Below are 14,963 nucleotides of genomic sequence, written 5' to 3'. Positions count from 1 at the left end.
GGTCCGACCACCAGTGGGCTTGAAAAAGCCCTCAATAGCCTTCATCTTGTGTTGCAAGCCTATCGGATTTGGATCGAACGAATGACTGACACCCGCAACGGCGAGGACAACGGCAAGCTGCTCTATTGCTCCTTCTGTGGCAAAAGCCAGCATGAAGTACGCAAGTTGATTGCCGGCCCCTCGGTGTTTATCTGCGACGAGTGCGTCGACCTGTGCAATGACATCATCCGTGAGGAGGTGCAGGAAGCCCAGGCCGAAAGCAGCGCGCATAAATTGCCTTCGCCTAAAGAAATCAGCGGCATCCTTGATCAGTATGTGATTGGTCAAGAGCGTGCAAAGAAGGTTCTGGCCGTAGCGGTGTACAACCACTACAAGCGTCTGAACCAGCGTGACAAGAAAAGTGACGATGTCGAGCTCGGCAAAAGTAACATCTTGCTGATCGGTCCTACAGGTTCGGGTAAAACCCTGCTTGCAGAAACCCTGGCTCGCCTGCTGAACGTTCCCTTCACCATCGCCGACGCAACCACGCTTACCGAGGCCGGTTACGTAGGTGAAGACGTCGAGAACATCATTCAGAAGCTGCTGCAGAAATGCGATTACGACGTGGAAAAGGCCCAGATGGGGATTGTCTACATCGATGAAATCGACAAGATTTCGCGCAAATCCGACAACCCGTCGATCACCCGGGACGTTTCCGGTGAAGGCGTGCAGCAAGCGCTGTTGAAGCTGATCGAAGGTACTGTTGCTTCCGTACCGCCACAAGGCGGCCGCAAGCATCCACAGCAGGAATTCCTTCAGGTTGATACGCGCAACATCCTGTTCATCTGTGGCGGTGCGTTCTCCGGTCTGGAAAAGGTTATTCAAAACCGTTCCACCCGTGGTGGCATTGGCTTCAGTGCAGAAGTACGCAGCAAGGAAGAAGGCAAGAAGGTCGGTGAATCCCTGCGTGAAGTCGAGCCTGACGATTTGGTCAAGTTTGGTCTGATCCCTGAATTCGTTGGCCGTCTGCCGGTCCTGGCGACGTTGGACGAGCTGGATGAGGCTGCGTTGATGCAGATCCTCACCGAGCCGAAAAACGCCCTGACCAAGCAATACGCCAAGTTGTTCGAGATGGAAGGTGTGGACCTCGAGTTCCGTGCTGACGCGCTCAAATCGGTGGCCAAGCGGGCACTGGAGCGCAAGACCGGCGCCCGTGGTTTGCGCTCGATCCTCGAAGGCGTACTGCTCGACACCATGTACGAAATCCCCTCGCAGTCCGAGGTGAGTAAAGTGGTGATCGACGAAAGCGTTATAGAAGGCAAGTCCAAGCCACTGTATATCTACGAAAACAGTGAGCCGGCTGCCAAGGCTGCGCCAGACGCGTAAGCGTTGCACCGCCGAGCTGTACAAAATAAAGGGGCCTTCAGGGGCCCCTTTGTTTTTACTGCGTTTAACTGATGCCATTACGCTTGTTTTTTTTGCAGGCAGCCCCCATCTTGGTTTCAAGCTTACTTTCATCTGTCATAGAGGCGAAATCATGAAGACAACCATCGAATTGCCTCTCCTGCCGTTGCGTGATGTCGTCGTCTATCCGCACATGGTTATCCCGCTGTTCGTGGGGCGCGAGAAGTCTATCGAAGCCCTCGAGGCCGCGATGACGGGCGACAAGCAGATCCTGCTGCTGGCCCAGAGAAATCCTGCTGACGATGATCCGGGCGAAGATGCCCTGTATCGCGTTGGTACCGTTGCAACTGTCCTGCAACTGCTCAAGCTGCCTGATGGCACCGTCAAGGTGCTGGTGGAAGGTGAGCAGCGCGGTGCGGTCGAACGCTTCATGGAAGTGGACGGCCATCTGCGTGCCGAAGTGGCGCTGATCGACGAAGTCGACGCCCCTGAGCGCGAATCTGAAGTGTTTGTTCGCAGCCTGCTGTCCCAGTTCGAGCAATACGTGCAACTGGGCAAGAAAGTCCCTGCAGAAGTCCTCTCTTCCCTCAACAGCATTGATGAGCCAAGCCGCCTGGTCGACACCATGGCTGCGCACATGGCGCTGAAGATCGAGCAGAAGCAGGACATTCTCGAAATCATCGATTTGTCTGCCCGGGTCGAACACGTCCTGGCGCTGCTGGATGCCGAAATCGACCTGCTGCAGGTTGAGAAGCGCATCCGTGGCCGTGTCAAAAAGCAAATGGAGCGCAGCCAGCGCGAGTACTACCTGAATGAGCAGATGAAGGCCATTCAGAAAGAGCTGGGTGACAGCGAGGAAGGCCATAACGAAATCGAAGAGCTGAAAAAGCGCATCGATGCCGCCGGCCTGCCGAAAGACGCCTTGACCAAAGCCACTGCCGAGCTGAACAAGCTCAAGCAAATGTCACCGATGTCGGCCGAAGCCACTGTGGTTCGTTCCTATATCGACTGGCTGGTGCAGGTGCCGTGGAAGGCCCAGACCAAAGTGCGTCTGGACCTGGCCCGTGCCGAAGACATCCTGGATGCCGATCACTACGGCCTCGAAGAAGTCAAAGAACGCATTCTCGAATACCTCGCCGTGCAAAAGCGCGTGAAGAAGATTCGCGGTCCGGTTTTGTGCCTGGTCGGTCCTCCTGGTGTGGGTAAAACCTCCCTGGCGGAGTCGATTGCCCACGCAACCAACCGTAAATTTGTGCGCATGGCCTTGGGTGGTGTGCGTGATGAAGCGGAAATTCGTGGTCATCGCCGGACTTACATCGGTTCGATGCCCGGAAGATTGATTCAAAAGATGACAAAGGTGGGTGTGCGCAACCCGCTGTTCCTGCTCGATGAAATCGACAAGATGGGCAGCGACATGCGTGGCGATCCGGCCTCTGCATTGCTGGAAGTGCTCGACCCCGAGCAGAACCACAATTTCAACGACCATTATCTGGAAGTCGACTACGACCTGTCCGATGTAATGTTCCTGTGCACCTCCAACTCGATGAATATTCCGCCAGCCCTGCTGGACCGGATGGAGGTGATTCGTCTGCCGGGTTACACCGAGGACGAGAAGATCAACATCGCCGTCAAATACCTCTCGCCCAAGCAGATTGCGGCCAACGGCCTGAAAAAAGGCGAGATCGAATTTGATGCCGACGCCATCCGCGACATCATTCGTTTCTACACCCGCGAGGCCGGTGTACGCGGCCTTGAGCGTCAACTGGCGAAGATCTGCCGCAAGGCGGTGAAGGAACATGCGCTGGAAAAACGCTTCTCGGTGAAGGTCACTGCCGACCTGCTGGAACACTTCCTGGGCGTGCGTAAATTCCGTTACGGCCTGGCTGAGCAGCAGGACCAGGTGGGTCAGGTCACAGGCCTGGCGTGGACCCAGGTGGGCGGCGAATTGCTGACCATCGAGGCCGCGGTTATCCCGGGCAAGGGGCAATTGATCAAGACCGGTTCCCTGGGTGACGTGATGGTCGAATCCATCACTGCCGCGCAGACCGTGGTGCGCAGCCGCGCCAAGAGCCTGGGGATCCCCCTGGACTTCCACGAGAAGCACGACACTCACATCCACATGCCGGAAGGGGCGACCCCGAAAGACGGCCCTAGCGCTGGCGTAGGCATGTGCACGGCACTGGTATCAGCCCTGACCGGCATTCCGGTGCGCGCCGATGTGGCCATGACCGGGGAAATTACCCTGCGTGGCCAGGTACTGGCCATTGGTGGCCTCAAAGAGAAATTGCTGGCTGCACACCGTGGTGGTATCAAGACCGTGATCATTCCTGAAGAGAATGTTCGCGACTTGAAGGAGATTCCTGACAATATCAAGCAGGATCTGCAGATTAAACCGGTTAAATGGATTGACGAGGTCCTGCAAATTGCGCTGCAATACGCGCCGGAGCCCTTGCCAGATGTGGCTCCGGAGATAGTCGCGAAGGACGAAAAACGCGAGACTGACTCTAAGGAAAGAATTAGCACGCATTAATACGTTTAAGCCTGGGGGCTTCCTTGACAGCTTTTTAGAGCCCTTGTTATAAAGCGGCTCTTAAGTGTCTGTAGGCCATTCAGCACTGGTTTTTGCTTTCACCAAAAAACTTAGAATCATACTCAATAGATATAAGGGGACTTAGAGTGAACAAGTCGGAACTGATTGATGCTATCGCTGCATCTGCTGATATCCCGAAAGCCGCTGCTGGCCGTGCGCTGGACGCAGTAATCGAATCCGTCACTGGCGCTCTCAAGGCCGGCGACTCTGTGGTACTGGTTGGTTTCGGTACTTTCTCTGTGACCGATCGTCCAGCTCGCACTGGCCGTAACCCACAGACTGGCAAGGCTCTGCAAATCGCCGCTGCCAAAAAACCAGGTTTCAAAGCCGGTAAAGCCCTGAAAGAAGCCGTTAACTAAGCTTCGTTCAAGCCTTACCCATCCGGGTCGGACGCAGGTCTGACCTGGCAGCGGAGCGGCAGCTGACCCAAGTATCCATCGGGTCGCCACGCCGGGGGTGTGGGTTCAAACCCCCGTCCGCTCCGCCAGTTACGAGAAGGCGCATCCTCGGATGCGCCTTTCTTCTATCCGGACTCTACCCACGCTCCACGGTTGCCTAATTTTGAAGTTCAACCGTTTCTGGGGGACGCATGCTGCAGAATATCAGGGACAATTCACAAGGCTGGATTGCCAAGACCATTATCGGGATCATCGTCGCATTGATGGCGTTCACCGGTATCGAGGCTATTTTTCAGGCTTCGACCAACAACAAGCAGGACGTGGCCAAGGTCAACGGTGAAGAAATCACCCAAAGCGAACTGGGCCAGGCCGTCGACATGCAACGTCGTCAGCTGATGCAACAGCTGGGCAAGGACTTCGATGCTTCCTTGCTGGACGAAAAACTGCTGCGCGACGCCGCCCTCAAAGGCCTGATCGATCGCAAGCTGCTGCTGCAAGGCGCGGCCGATTCGAAATTCGCTTTCTCCGAAGCTGCGCTGGATCAAGTGATCCTGCAGACACCGGAATTCCAGGTGGATGGCCAGTTCAACGCCGAGCGTTTCGACCAGGTGATCCGTCAGCTGGGCTACAGCCGTATGCAATTCCGTCAGATGCTGAGCCAGGAAATGCTGATCGGGCAGGTTCGTGCAGGCATTGCCGGCAGCGGTTTTGTGACTGATGCCGAAGTGCTGGCTTTTGCCCGTCTGGAAAAACAGACCCGCGATTTCGCCACTGTCAGCGTCAAGGCTGATCCGGCGGCGGTGAAACTCACCGACGACGAGGTCAAGGCTTACTACGACCAGCACGCCAAAGAGTTCATGACCCCGGACCAGGTGGTCATCGACTATCTGGAGCTGAAGAAGGCTTCCTTCTTTGACCAGGTCGCGGTCAAGGACGATGAGCTGCAAGCCCTCTATCAGAAAGAAACCGCCAACCTCGCTGAACAGCGTCGTGCGGCGCACATCCTGATTGAAGTCAACGACAAGACAACGGACGAGCAGGCCAAGGCCAAGATCGAAGAGATCCAGGCACGTCTGGCCAAGGGCGAGAAGTTTGAAGCCCTGGCGAAAGAGTTCTCCCAGGATCCGGGTTCGGCGAACAACGGCGGTGACCTCGGCTTCGCGGGTCCTGGCGTCTACGACCCGGCCTTCGAAACAGCGCTGTATGCGTTGAACAAGGACCAGGTCTCGGCACCGGTGCGTTCAAGCTTCGGCTGGCACCTGATCAAGCTGTTGGGCGTTGAAGCACCGGAAGTGCCATCGTTCGCCAGCCTGAAAGACAAGCTGACCCGCGAGCTCAAGACCCAACAGGTTGAACAGCGTTTCGTCGATGCAACCAAACAGCTGGAAGACGCTGCATTCGAAGCTTCCGACCTGGCCCAGCCGGCGTCGGACCTGAAGCTGACCGTGCACACCTCTGCGCCGTTTGGCCGTGAAGGTGGCGAAGGTATCGCGGCAAACCGTGCCGTGGTGACCGCTGCATTCAGCCCTGAAGTACTGGATGAAGGTGCCAACAGCACCGCCATCGAGCTGGATCCGGAAACCATCGTGGTGCTGCGTGCCAAAGAGCACTTGAAGCCTACCCAGCTGCCGCTGGAAAGCGTTGCCACTGCCATCCGCGCCCAGTTGACCAAGGAGCGCGCAAGCGCTGCGGCGAAGACTCACGCGGACGAGCTGATTGCCAGCCTGCGTGATGGCAAGACACCGCTCAACCAGCCGGTTGATGGCCAGGCCTGGAAAGTCACCGAAGCGGCCACCCGTGGCCAGGAAGGCGTCGAGCCAGCGGTGCTGCAAGCCCTGTTCCGCATGCCAAAGCCTGCGGCCAAGGACAAGCCGACCTTCACCAGCGTGACCCTGCCAGACGGTAGCCTGATGATCGTGCGCTTGAACGCGGTCAACGAAGCGGCTGCACCGACCGATGACGAGAAGGCTCAGTACCGCCGCTTCCTCGCGTCCCGTGTCGGCCAGCAAGACTTCGCCGCCTATCGCAAGCAGTTGGAAACCAAGGCTGAGATCAAGAAGTTCTGATCTCGTTACCGCCTGAATAAAAAGACCCCGGCCTGAAGAGGCCGGGGTCTTTTTTTTACGTAGTATTCAGATACGTAACCCAGGAGGCCAAACAGTGAGCAAACGGATTTATATCAGCGGGGCTTCGGGCGCAGGCGTGAGCACGTTGGGCGGCGCCTTGGCTGACAGGCTTAACCTGCCGCATGTGGATGTCGATGATTACTACTGGTACCCAACGGATCCTCCCTTTGAGAAATCACGCCCCCCTGAAGAACGGGTCGCGCTGTTGACTCAAGCGCTGGCAGACGGCCCTTGGGTGCTGTCCGGATCAATGGACGGCTGGGGCGCCGAGGTGATTCAAGATGCGGACCTGGTGGTGTTCGTCGATACGCCAACGGCACTGCGAATAGAGCGCTTGAAGTCGCGCGAGTCGCAACGGTTCGGCATGCGGATCTTGCCGGGCGGGGATATGCACGAGAACTATCAGAAGTTTCTCATATGGGCCGAGAGCTATGAGGCGGGCAACCGGGCCGGGCGCAGCCGGCCCAGGCATGAGCGGTGGCTCAAGCAACTGACGACACCGGCCATTCGATTAAACGGGGAAATCGCGGTCGCCGAGAGTGTGACAAAGGTCGTCGCCGCGATTTCCGGTTTGACTCAACAGCCGTCAACCCACGATTGAGTCAGCGCGCAAACTTGAGCTTGCCCCAACTCAGGCCAATCACTGCGGCGAGGGACGACGCCGTCAGCACACTCAGCTTGGCGGCCGACAGTAGCGTCGGGTCGGAGAAGGCCAGCGACGAGATGAAGATCGACATGGTGAAACCAATTCCCGCCAGCAGGCCCACCAGGGCGACGCCGTTCCAGGTCACGCCCTCCGGCAATTGGCAGATGTTCAGTTTCACCAGCGCCACGCTCGCCAGCATCACACCCAGCGGCTTGCCGAGCACCAGCGCCAGTATCACGCCCATGAACACGCCGTGGGGCAGCGGGTCGTCCAGGTTGAAACCCTGCAGGCTCACCCCTGCGTTCGCCAGGGCAAACAGTGGCATGACGCCAAAGGCGACCCACGGGTGCAAGCCCGCTTGAATACGTTGCACCGGCGGCAGCATTTCCCGCTGGGCCTGTCTCAGTTGCTTTAATGGTTTGGCGACTTGATGGGCACTTTCAGCCGATTGCGAAAGCCGCTCCATCAGCTCGTTGAACGTGCGCCCGATGGTGTCCAGAGGGCGTTCCCGGGTGGGCCTGGACGTGACGGGCGTCATCAGGCCCAGCATCACGCCGGCGAGCGTAGGATGCACACCGGTCTTGAGCAGGCCAAACCAGACAATCGCCCCCGGCAGCAGGTACACAACCGCCTTGCCAATTCCCATCCGCTGAAAAATCAGCACCAGCGCCAGCCCGCAGGCCGCAATCACCAGGCCCATGTAGTCCAGGCTGGCGGTATAGAAAATCGCGATGATCAGGATGGCGACGATGTCATCAATGATCGCCAGTGCCAGCAGCAGGATGCGCACGCCGGCGGGGATGGATTTACCCAACAGCGCCAGCACACCCACGGCGAATGCGATGTCGGTGGCAGTGGGTACCGCCCAACCGCTGGCCGCTACGGTGCCATGGTTGAGCAGAGTGTAAATCAGCGCCGGCATCAGCACGCCACCCAGCGCAGCACCCAGGGGCAAGGTGGCCAGTTTCAGGTTGGCGAGCGCGCCGTCCCTGATCTCCTGTCGAATTTCGGCGCCCACCACCAGGAAGAAGATGGTCATCAGCCCGTCGTTCACCAGGAAGTGCAATGAGCGCGAGACGGTGAAGTCCCCCAGCCCGATGGTGAGTGGGGTGTTCCAGAAGTGTTCGTAGGAATCGGCGACGGGGCTGTTGGCCCAGATCAGCGCGATGATCGCCGCCAGCAGCAACACGATGCCACTGACCGCTTCGATGCGTGAAAACCGTTCCAGCGCAGACAGCGCGCCTTCAACCAAAACCTGGGGGCGAGGAATAGCAGGGTGTTTATCAGGCACGACAAGTCTCCATTGGCGGCCCGACCAATGCTTATCCTTTAACCTGCGCTGTAGCGTATGCAGCAGCGCACCCGGTGCGATCATAAGAGTTAAGAAACATCACGTCACGTTTCTGTTTAAACATCGCTTAAACGAAGTGTCGCCAGCAGGGCCAGTACGACCAATGCGACGACGGCCCATGGAAACGACGTCACGCCCCAACCCTGCAGCAACATGCCGCCCAGCAGCCCGCCACCGGCGATGCCCAGGTTCCACACGGTGACCAGCATCGACTGCGCCGCATCGGCTGAATCCCCGGCCGACTTGGCCAGCGCCGTCTGCAGCAATGCGGGCAGTCCGCCAAACGCCAGCCCCCACAACGCCACCGTGGTGTAGATGACGGCCGCCGAGGTGATCCAGAACGCCAGTGCCAGGGCCGACAACGCGAACATCCCGCAACTGATCACCAGTAAGGCGCGCAGCCGCTGATCAATCAGCGCACCCACAATCCAGATGCCCAGCAGCGCTGCCAGGCCAAATACCAGCAACACTTGGTCGATGTCTGCGGCCAGTCCGGCGGGCACCAGGAACGGCGCGATATAGGTGTAGAGAATGTTGTGGGCCAGCACGTAGGTGAAGGTCACAAACAGCACCGGACGAATCCCCGGCAATGCCAATACCTGGCGCAGCCCCAGGCGTTTTTCCGCTCGCTGCCCGGCAAAGTCCGGAACCTGCCAGCGCACCCACGCCAGCAGCAGTACCGTAAGGCCGCTCATGATCGCGAAGCTCAGGCGCCAGCCCACCGTGGTGCCCAGGAATGTCCCGGCAGGCACGCCCAGTGACAACGCCAGTGGCGCGCCAAGCATGGCCACGGCAATCGCCCTCCCTTGCAGGTGCGGTGCAACCATGCGGCTGGCGTAACCGGCCAGCAGCGCCCAGAGCAACCCCGCGAACACCCCGGCGAAGAACCTGGCCACCAGGGTCAACAGGTAGTCGCTGGAGAACGCCGTTACGCTGTTGACCAATGCAAACCCGCCGATGGCAATCATCAGTAACGGCCGCCGGCGCCAGCCACGGGTGGCGATGGTCAGGGGAATGGCCGCCAGCAACGAGCCGAGGGCGTAGAGGGTTACCAACTGGCCCACCAGGGCGTCGGGCACTCCAAGACCGGCGCCCATTTGCGGCAGCAGGCCCGCCGGCATGGCCTCGGTGAGGATGGTGATAAAGCCGGCGGTTGCCAGTGCCAGCAAGCCGCCCAGGGGCAGTCGCTCACGGCTCGCCGCAAGGCTCGGGGAAGATAAGGCGCTGTCGCTCATGTTTCGTGGCTCCGGGTTTCAGACGAAAGGGCAGGGAGCCAGAGTAGGGTGCTGCGCGGTGGAGAAAAACAGGCTAAGGTTCCGAACTTATCGGACGCCAACGTCCGCAATCCTCGGGAGCGAGACGATGGACAGCCTCGGCAGTATTTCAGTGTTTGTGCAGGTGGCGGAAACCCGCAGCTTTACCGAGGCCGGGCGCCTGCTGGGGGTGTCGTCCTCGGCGATTGGCAAAAGCATTGCGCGCATCGAAGAGCGCCTGGGTGTGCGGCTGTTCCATCGCAGCACCCGCAGCATCACGTTGACCAGCGAGGGCGCGCTGTTTCTGGAACGTTCCCGGCGCATCCTGGCCGAGGTCGAGGCTGCAGAACAGGAGCTGAGCCAGGCATCCGCCACGCCCCGGGGCAAGCTGCGCATTAGTCTGCCGCAAGTGCGCGGGCTGTTGATGCCGGTGCTCACCGATTTCATGCGGGCCTACCCCGAGATCGAGCTGGACGTGGACTTCTCCGACCGCATGGTGGACGTGATCGAAGAAGGTTTCGACGCTGTGATTCGCACCGGCAAGCCCGAGGATTCACGCTTGATGGCACGCCACCTCGGGAATTACCGCCTGGTGCTGGTGGCTTCCCCCGAGTACCTGCGCCTGCACGGAACGCCGCGTCAGCCCCGGGACTTGAACAACCACGCCTGCCTGCGCCACAAGTTCTGCGCCACCGGCAAGCTGGAAGCCTGGCCGCTGCGCCCGGAGCCGGGCATGCCGGAGCCGGTCCTGCGTGCACCACTGGTCTCCACCACCATCGAATCGCTGATGCACGTGGCCCACGAAGGCCTGGGGATTGCCTGCCTGCCGGACTTTATGGTCCGGGAGTCGGTGGAGCAGGGCCGGCTGCAACGGGTGCTGGACTATTACCTGGAACACAGCGGCAGCTTCTGGATGCTCTGGCCATCAAGTCGCCATGCCTCGGCGAAACTGCGCGTGTTTATCGACCATATGGGCGAGCGGCTTTTTCCTGCAGACACCGTCCCGTAAGGCTGTGACGTTTTACCGACAGGAATTCGCGCGCCAAGGCCACGTTCTGTTGCACAATACCGCCCTGACTGTTTTCCTCAGGATTTTCGATGTCGACATCATTTCACTTGCGTAGCCTCGGGTTGGCGCTGGTGCTGGCGGGCGCTGCGGGCTGCTCGTCACCCAAGACCGCTATTTATGAACATGAGAATTTCGACGACTCCGGTACGTTTTCCCGTGATTACCCGGTCAGTGACACCGCGGCCTGTGAAGCGGCGCGGCGTGCGCTGTTGAGCCAGGGTTACATCATCACCAGCAGCGATCCGAAGCTGGTGGTGGGTAACAAGAGTTTCCAGCAGACCGGCGAGACTCACCTGCAAATCAGTTTCAACGTGGTGTGTGCCGACGATGGCAGCGGTGATCATCACTCGACGATGTTCGCCAACGCCTTGCAGGACCGCTATGCGCTGAAGAAGGTCAACAACTCCGCCAGCCTCGGCGTGGGTGTGTTGGGCTCGGTGTCGATGCCGATTGGCTCCACCGACGACTCCATGGTCAAGGTGGCCAGCGAGACCGTGTCTGCGCCGAAATTTTATGAGCGTTATTTCGCGCTGGTGGACGTTTTCCTGCCCCAGGAAGTGAAAAAGGCTGCGCATATTCCAGAGAAGCCCAAGGCTGACCTGGGCATCCCGGAACCCAAGGCAGCTCCGGCGGCTGACAAGGTCGAGGCGCCTAAAGAAGCGCCGAAAGAAGTGCCCGCCACACCGGCAGCCCCGGTGACGCCAGCGGTAGAGCCTGCGGCATCGGAGCCGGTTGCACCGCCGGCAGAACCCGCGCCGATTGCTCCCAAGGAAACCCCGGCACCTGCGCCGCAGGCTACCCAGCCGACGCTGCCGGCGCCGACCGAAGCGATTCCGCCCCTGCCGACGCCTGTGCAGTAACTACACCGCTACGGGGTTGGCCTTGTCGACGTTGATCCCGTAGCGGCTGATCGCCTCCGCCACCCTGGCGCGACTGATCAGGCCGTCGTCCGCCAGCGCCTTCAGGGCCGCCAGCGCGATGAAGTAGCGGTCCACCTCAAAAAACTCACGCAAGGTTTCGCGGGTATCCGATTGCCCGAAGCCATCAGTGCCCAGCGCCACAAAGCGCCGGCCCGGCACGAACGGGCGGATCTGGTCAGCAAGGATCTTCATGTAATCGGTGGCGACCACCACGGGGCCAGCCTGGCCCTCAAGGCACTGCTCGACATAGCTGGTACGCGGTTCGCTCTCCGGGTGCAGCAGGTTCCAGCGTTCCACGGCATGGCCTTCACGGCGCAGCTCGGTCAGGCTGGTGACACTCCACACATCGCTGGCCACGGCAAAGTCATCGCGCAGCAAGTCAGCGGCGGCGATCACTTCCCGCAGGATCGAACCGCTGCCCATCAATTGCACCCTTGGTTGTGCGGCGTCCTCAGCCGCCTGTAACCGATACATGCCCTTGAGAATCCCGTCCTCGACGCCTTCGGGCATTGCCGGGTGCGGGTAGTTTTCGTTGAGCAGGGTGATGTAGTAGTAAATGTCCTCTTGCTCGACGTACATCCGGCGCATGCCCTCGCGAATGATTACCGCCAGCTCGAAGGCAAAGGTCGGGTCATAGGAAATGCAGCACGGAATCACCGACGACAGCACATGGCTGTGGCCATCGTCATGCTGCAGGCCTTCACCCATCAGCGTCGTGCGCCCGGCGGTCGCCCCCAGCAGGAAGCCCCGCGCCCGTGCATCGCCTGCGGCCCAGGCCAGGTCGCCGACCCGCTGGAAGCCGAACATCGAATAGAAGATGTAGAACGGCACGGTCATCACGCCGTGGTTGGCGTAGGAGGTGCTCGCCGCGATCCACGAGGAAATGGCGCCGGATTCATTCAGGCCTTCCTGCATGATCTGTCCGTCCTTGCTCTCCTTGTAGTAGGAAAGCTGGCCGGCATCCTGTGGGGTGTAGAGCTGGCCGACGGCGGAGTGAATGCCGATCTGGCGGAACAGGCTTTCCATGCCGAAGGTGCGGGACTCGTCTGGCACGATGGGCACGATCAGTTTGCCCAGGTTCGGGTCCTTGAGCAGCGTGCCGAGGATGCGCACAAAGGCCATGGTGGTGGAGATAGCGCGTTCGCCGGTGTCCTTGAGCTGGGTGGCGAAGGCGTCCAGTTCCGGGATCTTCAACGACTCGACCGCGCTGTGGCGGGCCGGTACGTAACCGCCTAATGATTGACGGCGGGCGGCGAAATAGCGGGCTTCTTCGCTGTCGGCGGCGGGCTTGAGGTAGGGGATTTCGGCGAGTTGATCGTCGGCCACTTCCAGCCCGAAGCGATCGCGGAAGGCCTTGACGGCCTCCGCGCCCATCTTTTTCAGTTGGTGGTTGATGTTCTGTCCTTCGCCGGCTTCGCCCATGCCGAAGCCCTTGACGGTTTTTGCCAGGATCACCGTCGGCTGCCCGCTGTGGCGCACGGCGGCGGCATAGGCGTTGTAGACCTTGTCCGGGTCATGGCCGCCCCGTGAGAGTTTCCAGATATCGTCGTCGGACATGTCCGCCACCAGTGCCAGCAACTCCGGGTATTTGCCGAAGAAGTGTTCCCGCACGTAGGCGCCGTTTTGCGATTTGTAGTTCTGATAGTCGCCGTCCACGCACTCCATCATGCGTTGGCGCAGCAAACCGCTGTTGTCCTTTTCCAGCAGCGCATCCCAGCCGCCGCCCCAAATCACTTTGATCACGTTCCAGCCAGCGGCGCGGTACAGGCTTTCGAATTCCTGGATCACCTTGGCATTGCCGCGCACCGGGCCGTCCAGGCGTTGCAGGTTGCAGTTGACCACGAAGATCAGGTTGTCGAGTTTCTCGCGTCCGGCCAGGGAAATGGCCGCCAGGGATTCCGGCTGGTCCATCTCGCCATCACCGAGGAACGCCCACACCTTGCGACCCTGGTGTCGCTTGAGGTCGCGGAATTCCAGGTAGCGCATGAAGCGCGCCTGATACGCGGCGGTAATCGGCCCAAGGCCCATGGACACCGTAGGAAATTGCCAGAAGTCCGGCATCAGCCGTGGATGCGGATAGGACGACAAACCGTCGCCACCGGCTTCCCGACGGAAGTTGTCCAGCTGCGCCTCGCTGATCCGGCCTTCGAGGTAGGCGCGCCCGTAAATGCCCGGCGCGGAGTGGCCCTGGATGTACACCAGGTCGCCATCGAAGCTGTCGGTGCGGCCACGGAAGAAGTGGTCGAAGCCTACGTCATACAGCACGGCGGCCGACGCGTACGTCGCGATATGCCCACCTACGCCTGAGTGCTTGCCGGCCCGCAATACCATGGCCATGGCGTTCCAGCGGATAAACGCATTCAGCCGGCGCTCGGTGGCCAGGTTGCCGGGGTAGGGCAACTGGCGATCAACCGGAATGGTGTTGACGTAAGGCGTGGTCACCCGCCCGTAGAAGTCGCCATGCCGCGCCACGTCGAAATCCAGCAACTGATCGATCAGGTAATGCGCGCGCGGGCGGCCTTCGGTGGACAACACCGATTCGATGGACTCCAGCCATTCGCGGGTTTCCTGTGGGTCGTCGTCGAGGCGTACTGCAGTGTTCGGGGTCATGTCAGGCTCCAGGGTGGACGGGTTTCAACGTGTGGGCTCTTTGTGGGAGCTTTGCGAATGTAGTTGCAATTGCAACTACATGGCTGAATCTAGCGCGGGATGAGCTACTATTGCAACCTTCTTGAAATTCCCCGGATGGTGTTGCATGTCGTCGAAAGAGCCTGATGTCTGGTTCCGTTTTGTTCGGGCCCACAGGACGGTCATCCGTGAAATCGAACGGCGCCTGGCCGATGCCGGTCTGCCGCCTTACGCCTGGTACGACGCCTTGTGGGGCCTGGAAAGCGGCCCTGACGGCACCCGGCGCATGCACGAATTGGCCGATGTGCTGGCCATCGAACGCTACAACCTGACGCGCCTGGTCGACCGCCTGGAAAAGGACGGCCTGGTGGTGCGTTCGCGCTCCGATGGTGACGGGCGGGCAGCCTTTGTCTCGATCACCGAAGAGGGCCGCGTGTTGCGTAAAAAAATGTGGAAAATCTACGAAAGCAGCGTGGATGAGTTGTTTTTGTCCCAGCTCGACAGCGAGCAGCGCCGGGGCTTTGCCGAGGCGCTGGAACGCACCGCAGGGCTGGCGATGGAGGCGGGTGTGCAGACCCGGGGGCGGCGCAAGACCTGAT

The 14,963-nt window shown here is 60.0% G+C and carries 11 protein-coding genes; 8 read left to right on the top strand and 3 right to left on the bottom strand.

All coding sequences use genetic code 11. From position 1 onward, the window contains the following. The first annotated feature begins 81 nt into the window (after window positions 1–81). The 5 genes from clpX (at window position 82) to HKK54_RS32845 (ending at window position 7,098) form a co-directional block, all read left to right on the top strand. On the top strand, window positions 82–1,365 hold the full coding sequence (gene clpX, locus HKK54_RS32865) for an ATP-dependent Clp protease ATP-binding subunit ClpX (RefSeq protein ID WP_003207856.1): 1,284 nt from the start codon (window positions 82–84) through the stop codon (window positions 1,363–1,365). Between the two features lie 151 nt (window positions 1,366–1,516). Continuing rightward, entirely contained in the window at window positions 1,517–3,913 is a 2,397-nt protein-coding gene (gene lon / locus HKK54_RS32860) for an endopeptidase La (protein WP_003207858.1), read from the top strand. A 146-nt stretch (window positions 3,914–4,059) separates the two neighbouring features. After that, window positions 4,060–4,332 (top strand): HU family DNA-binding protein, encoded by a 273-nt coding sequence (locus HKK54_RS32855; RefSeq protein WP_003174819.1) that lies wholly within the window; start codon window positions 4,060–4,062, stop codon window positions 4,330–4,332. Window positions 4,333–4,562: 230 nt separating this feature from the next. Next, complete coding sequence (locus HKK54_RS32850) at window positions 4,563–6,437, top strand: SurA N-terminal domain-containing protein (RefSeq protein WP_169389164.1); 1,875 nt, start codon at window positions 4,563–4,565, stop codon at window positions 6,435–6,437. 94 nt (window positions 6,438–6,531) lie between these two features. Further along, window positions 6,532–7,098, top strand: a complete 567-nt coding sequence (locus HKK54_RS32845) for an AAA family ATPase (RefSeq protein WP_169389163.1) — start codon at window positions 6,532–6,534, stop codon at window positions 7,096–7,098. Window position 7,099: 1 nt separating this feature from the next. Here HKK54_RS32845 and nhaA read toward each other — a convergent pair whose 3' ends face one another. Both nhaA and HKK54_RS32835 read right to left on the bottom strand, forming a co-directional pair. Beyond that, window positions 7,100–8,434: a Na+/H+ antiporter NhaA gene (nhaA, locus tag HKK54_RS32840; protein WP_169389162.1), complete on the bottom strand. Its 1,335-nt coding sequence runs from the start codon at window positions 8,432–8,434 to the stop codon at window positions 7,100–7,102. 116 nt (window positions 8,435–8,550) lie between these two features. Beyond that, window positions 8,551–9,729 carry an MFS transporter gene (locus HKK54_RS32835; protein ID WP_169389161.1) on the bottom strand — a complete coding sequence of 393 codons (1,179 nt, stop codon included), beginning with the start codon at window positions 9,727–9,729 and terminating at the stop codon, window positions 8,551–8,553. Window positions 9,730–9,856: 127 nt separating this feature from the next. Here HKK54_RS32835 and HKK54_RS32830 point away from each other — a divergent pair, with 127 nt between their 5' ends. Next, entirely contained in the window at window positions 9,857–10,756 is a 900-nt protein-coding gene (locus HKK54_RS32830; RefSeq protein WP_169389160.1) for a LysR family transcriptional regulator, read from the top strand. Between the two features lie 89 nt (window positions 10,757–10,845). After that, window positions 10,846–11,676 (top strand): DUF2242 domain-containing protein, encoded by an 831-nt coding sequence (locus HKK54_RS32825; RefSeq protein WP_169389159.1) that lies wholly within the window; start codon window positions 10,846–10,848, stop codon window positions 11,674–11,676. Here the strand turns inward: HKK54_RS32825 and aceE are convergent, their stop codons facing one another. Continuing rightward, window positions 11,677–14,346, bottom strand: a complete 2,670-nt coding sequence (gene aceE, locus HKK54_RS32820; RefSeq protein WP_169389158.1) for a pyruvate dehydrogenase (acetyl-transferring), homodimeric type — start codon at window positions 14,344–14,346, stop codon at window positions 11,677–11,679. It abuts the gene before it with no gap. Window positions 14,347–14,491: 145 nt separating this feature from the next. Here aceE and HKK54_RS32815 point away from each other — a divergent pair, with 145 nt between their 5' ends. After that, complete coding sequence (locus tag HKK54_RS32815) at window positions 14,492–14,962, top strand: MarR family winged helix-turn-helix transcriptional regulator (RefSeq protein WP_010166862.1); 471 nt, start codon at window positions 14,492–14,494, stop codon at window positions 14,960–14,962. The last annotated feature ends 1 nt before the right edge of the window (window position 14,963 follow it).

Source organism: Pseudomonas sp. ADAK13 (assembly GCF_012935715.1).
Taxonomy (GTDB): Bacteria; Pseudomonadota; Gammaproteobacteria; order Pseudomonadales; family Pseudomonadaceae; genus Aquipseudomonas.
The sequence above is the reverse complement of the archived record's forward strand: the minus strand, read 5'-3'. Positions and strand labels throughout refer to the sequence as shown.

Coding starts and splice junctions, on each gene's coding strand:
- HKK54_RS32850 (WP_169389164.1), top strand. CDS start 4,563: ATGCTGCAGAATATCAGGGACAATTCACAAGGCTGGATTGCCAAGACC.
- HKK54_RS32830 (WP_169389160.1), top strand. CDS start 9,857: ATGGACAGCCTCGGCAGTATTTCAGTGTTTGTGCAGGTGGCGGAAACC.
- HKK54_RS32815 (WP_010166862.1), top strand. CDS start 14,492: ATGTCGTCGAAAGAGCCTGATGTCTGGTTCCGTTTTGTTCGGGCCCAC.
- aceE (WP_169389158.1), bottom strand. CDS start 14,346: ATGACCCCGAACACTGCAGTACGCCTCGACGACGACCCACAGGAAACC.
- lon (WP_003207858.1), top strand. CDS start 1,517: ATGAAGACAACCATCGAATTGCCTCTCCTGCCGTTGCGTGATGTCGTC.
- HKK54_RS32825 (WP_169389159.1), top strand. CDS start 10,846: ATGTCGACATCATTTCACTTGCGTAGCCTCGGGTTGGCGCTGGTGCTG.
- clpX (WP_003207856.1), top strand. CDS start 82: ATGACTGACACCCGCAACGGCGAGGACAACGGCAAGCTGCTCTATTGC.
- HKK54_RS32835 (WP_169389161.1), bottom strand. CDS start 9,729: ATGAGCGACAGCGCCTTATCTTCCCCGAGCCTTGCGGCGAGCCGTGAG.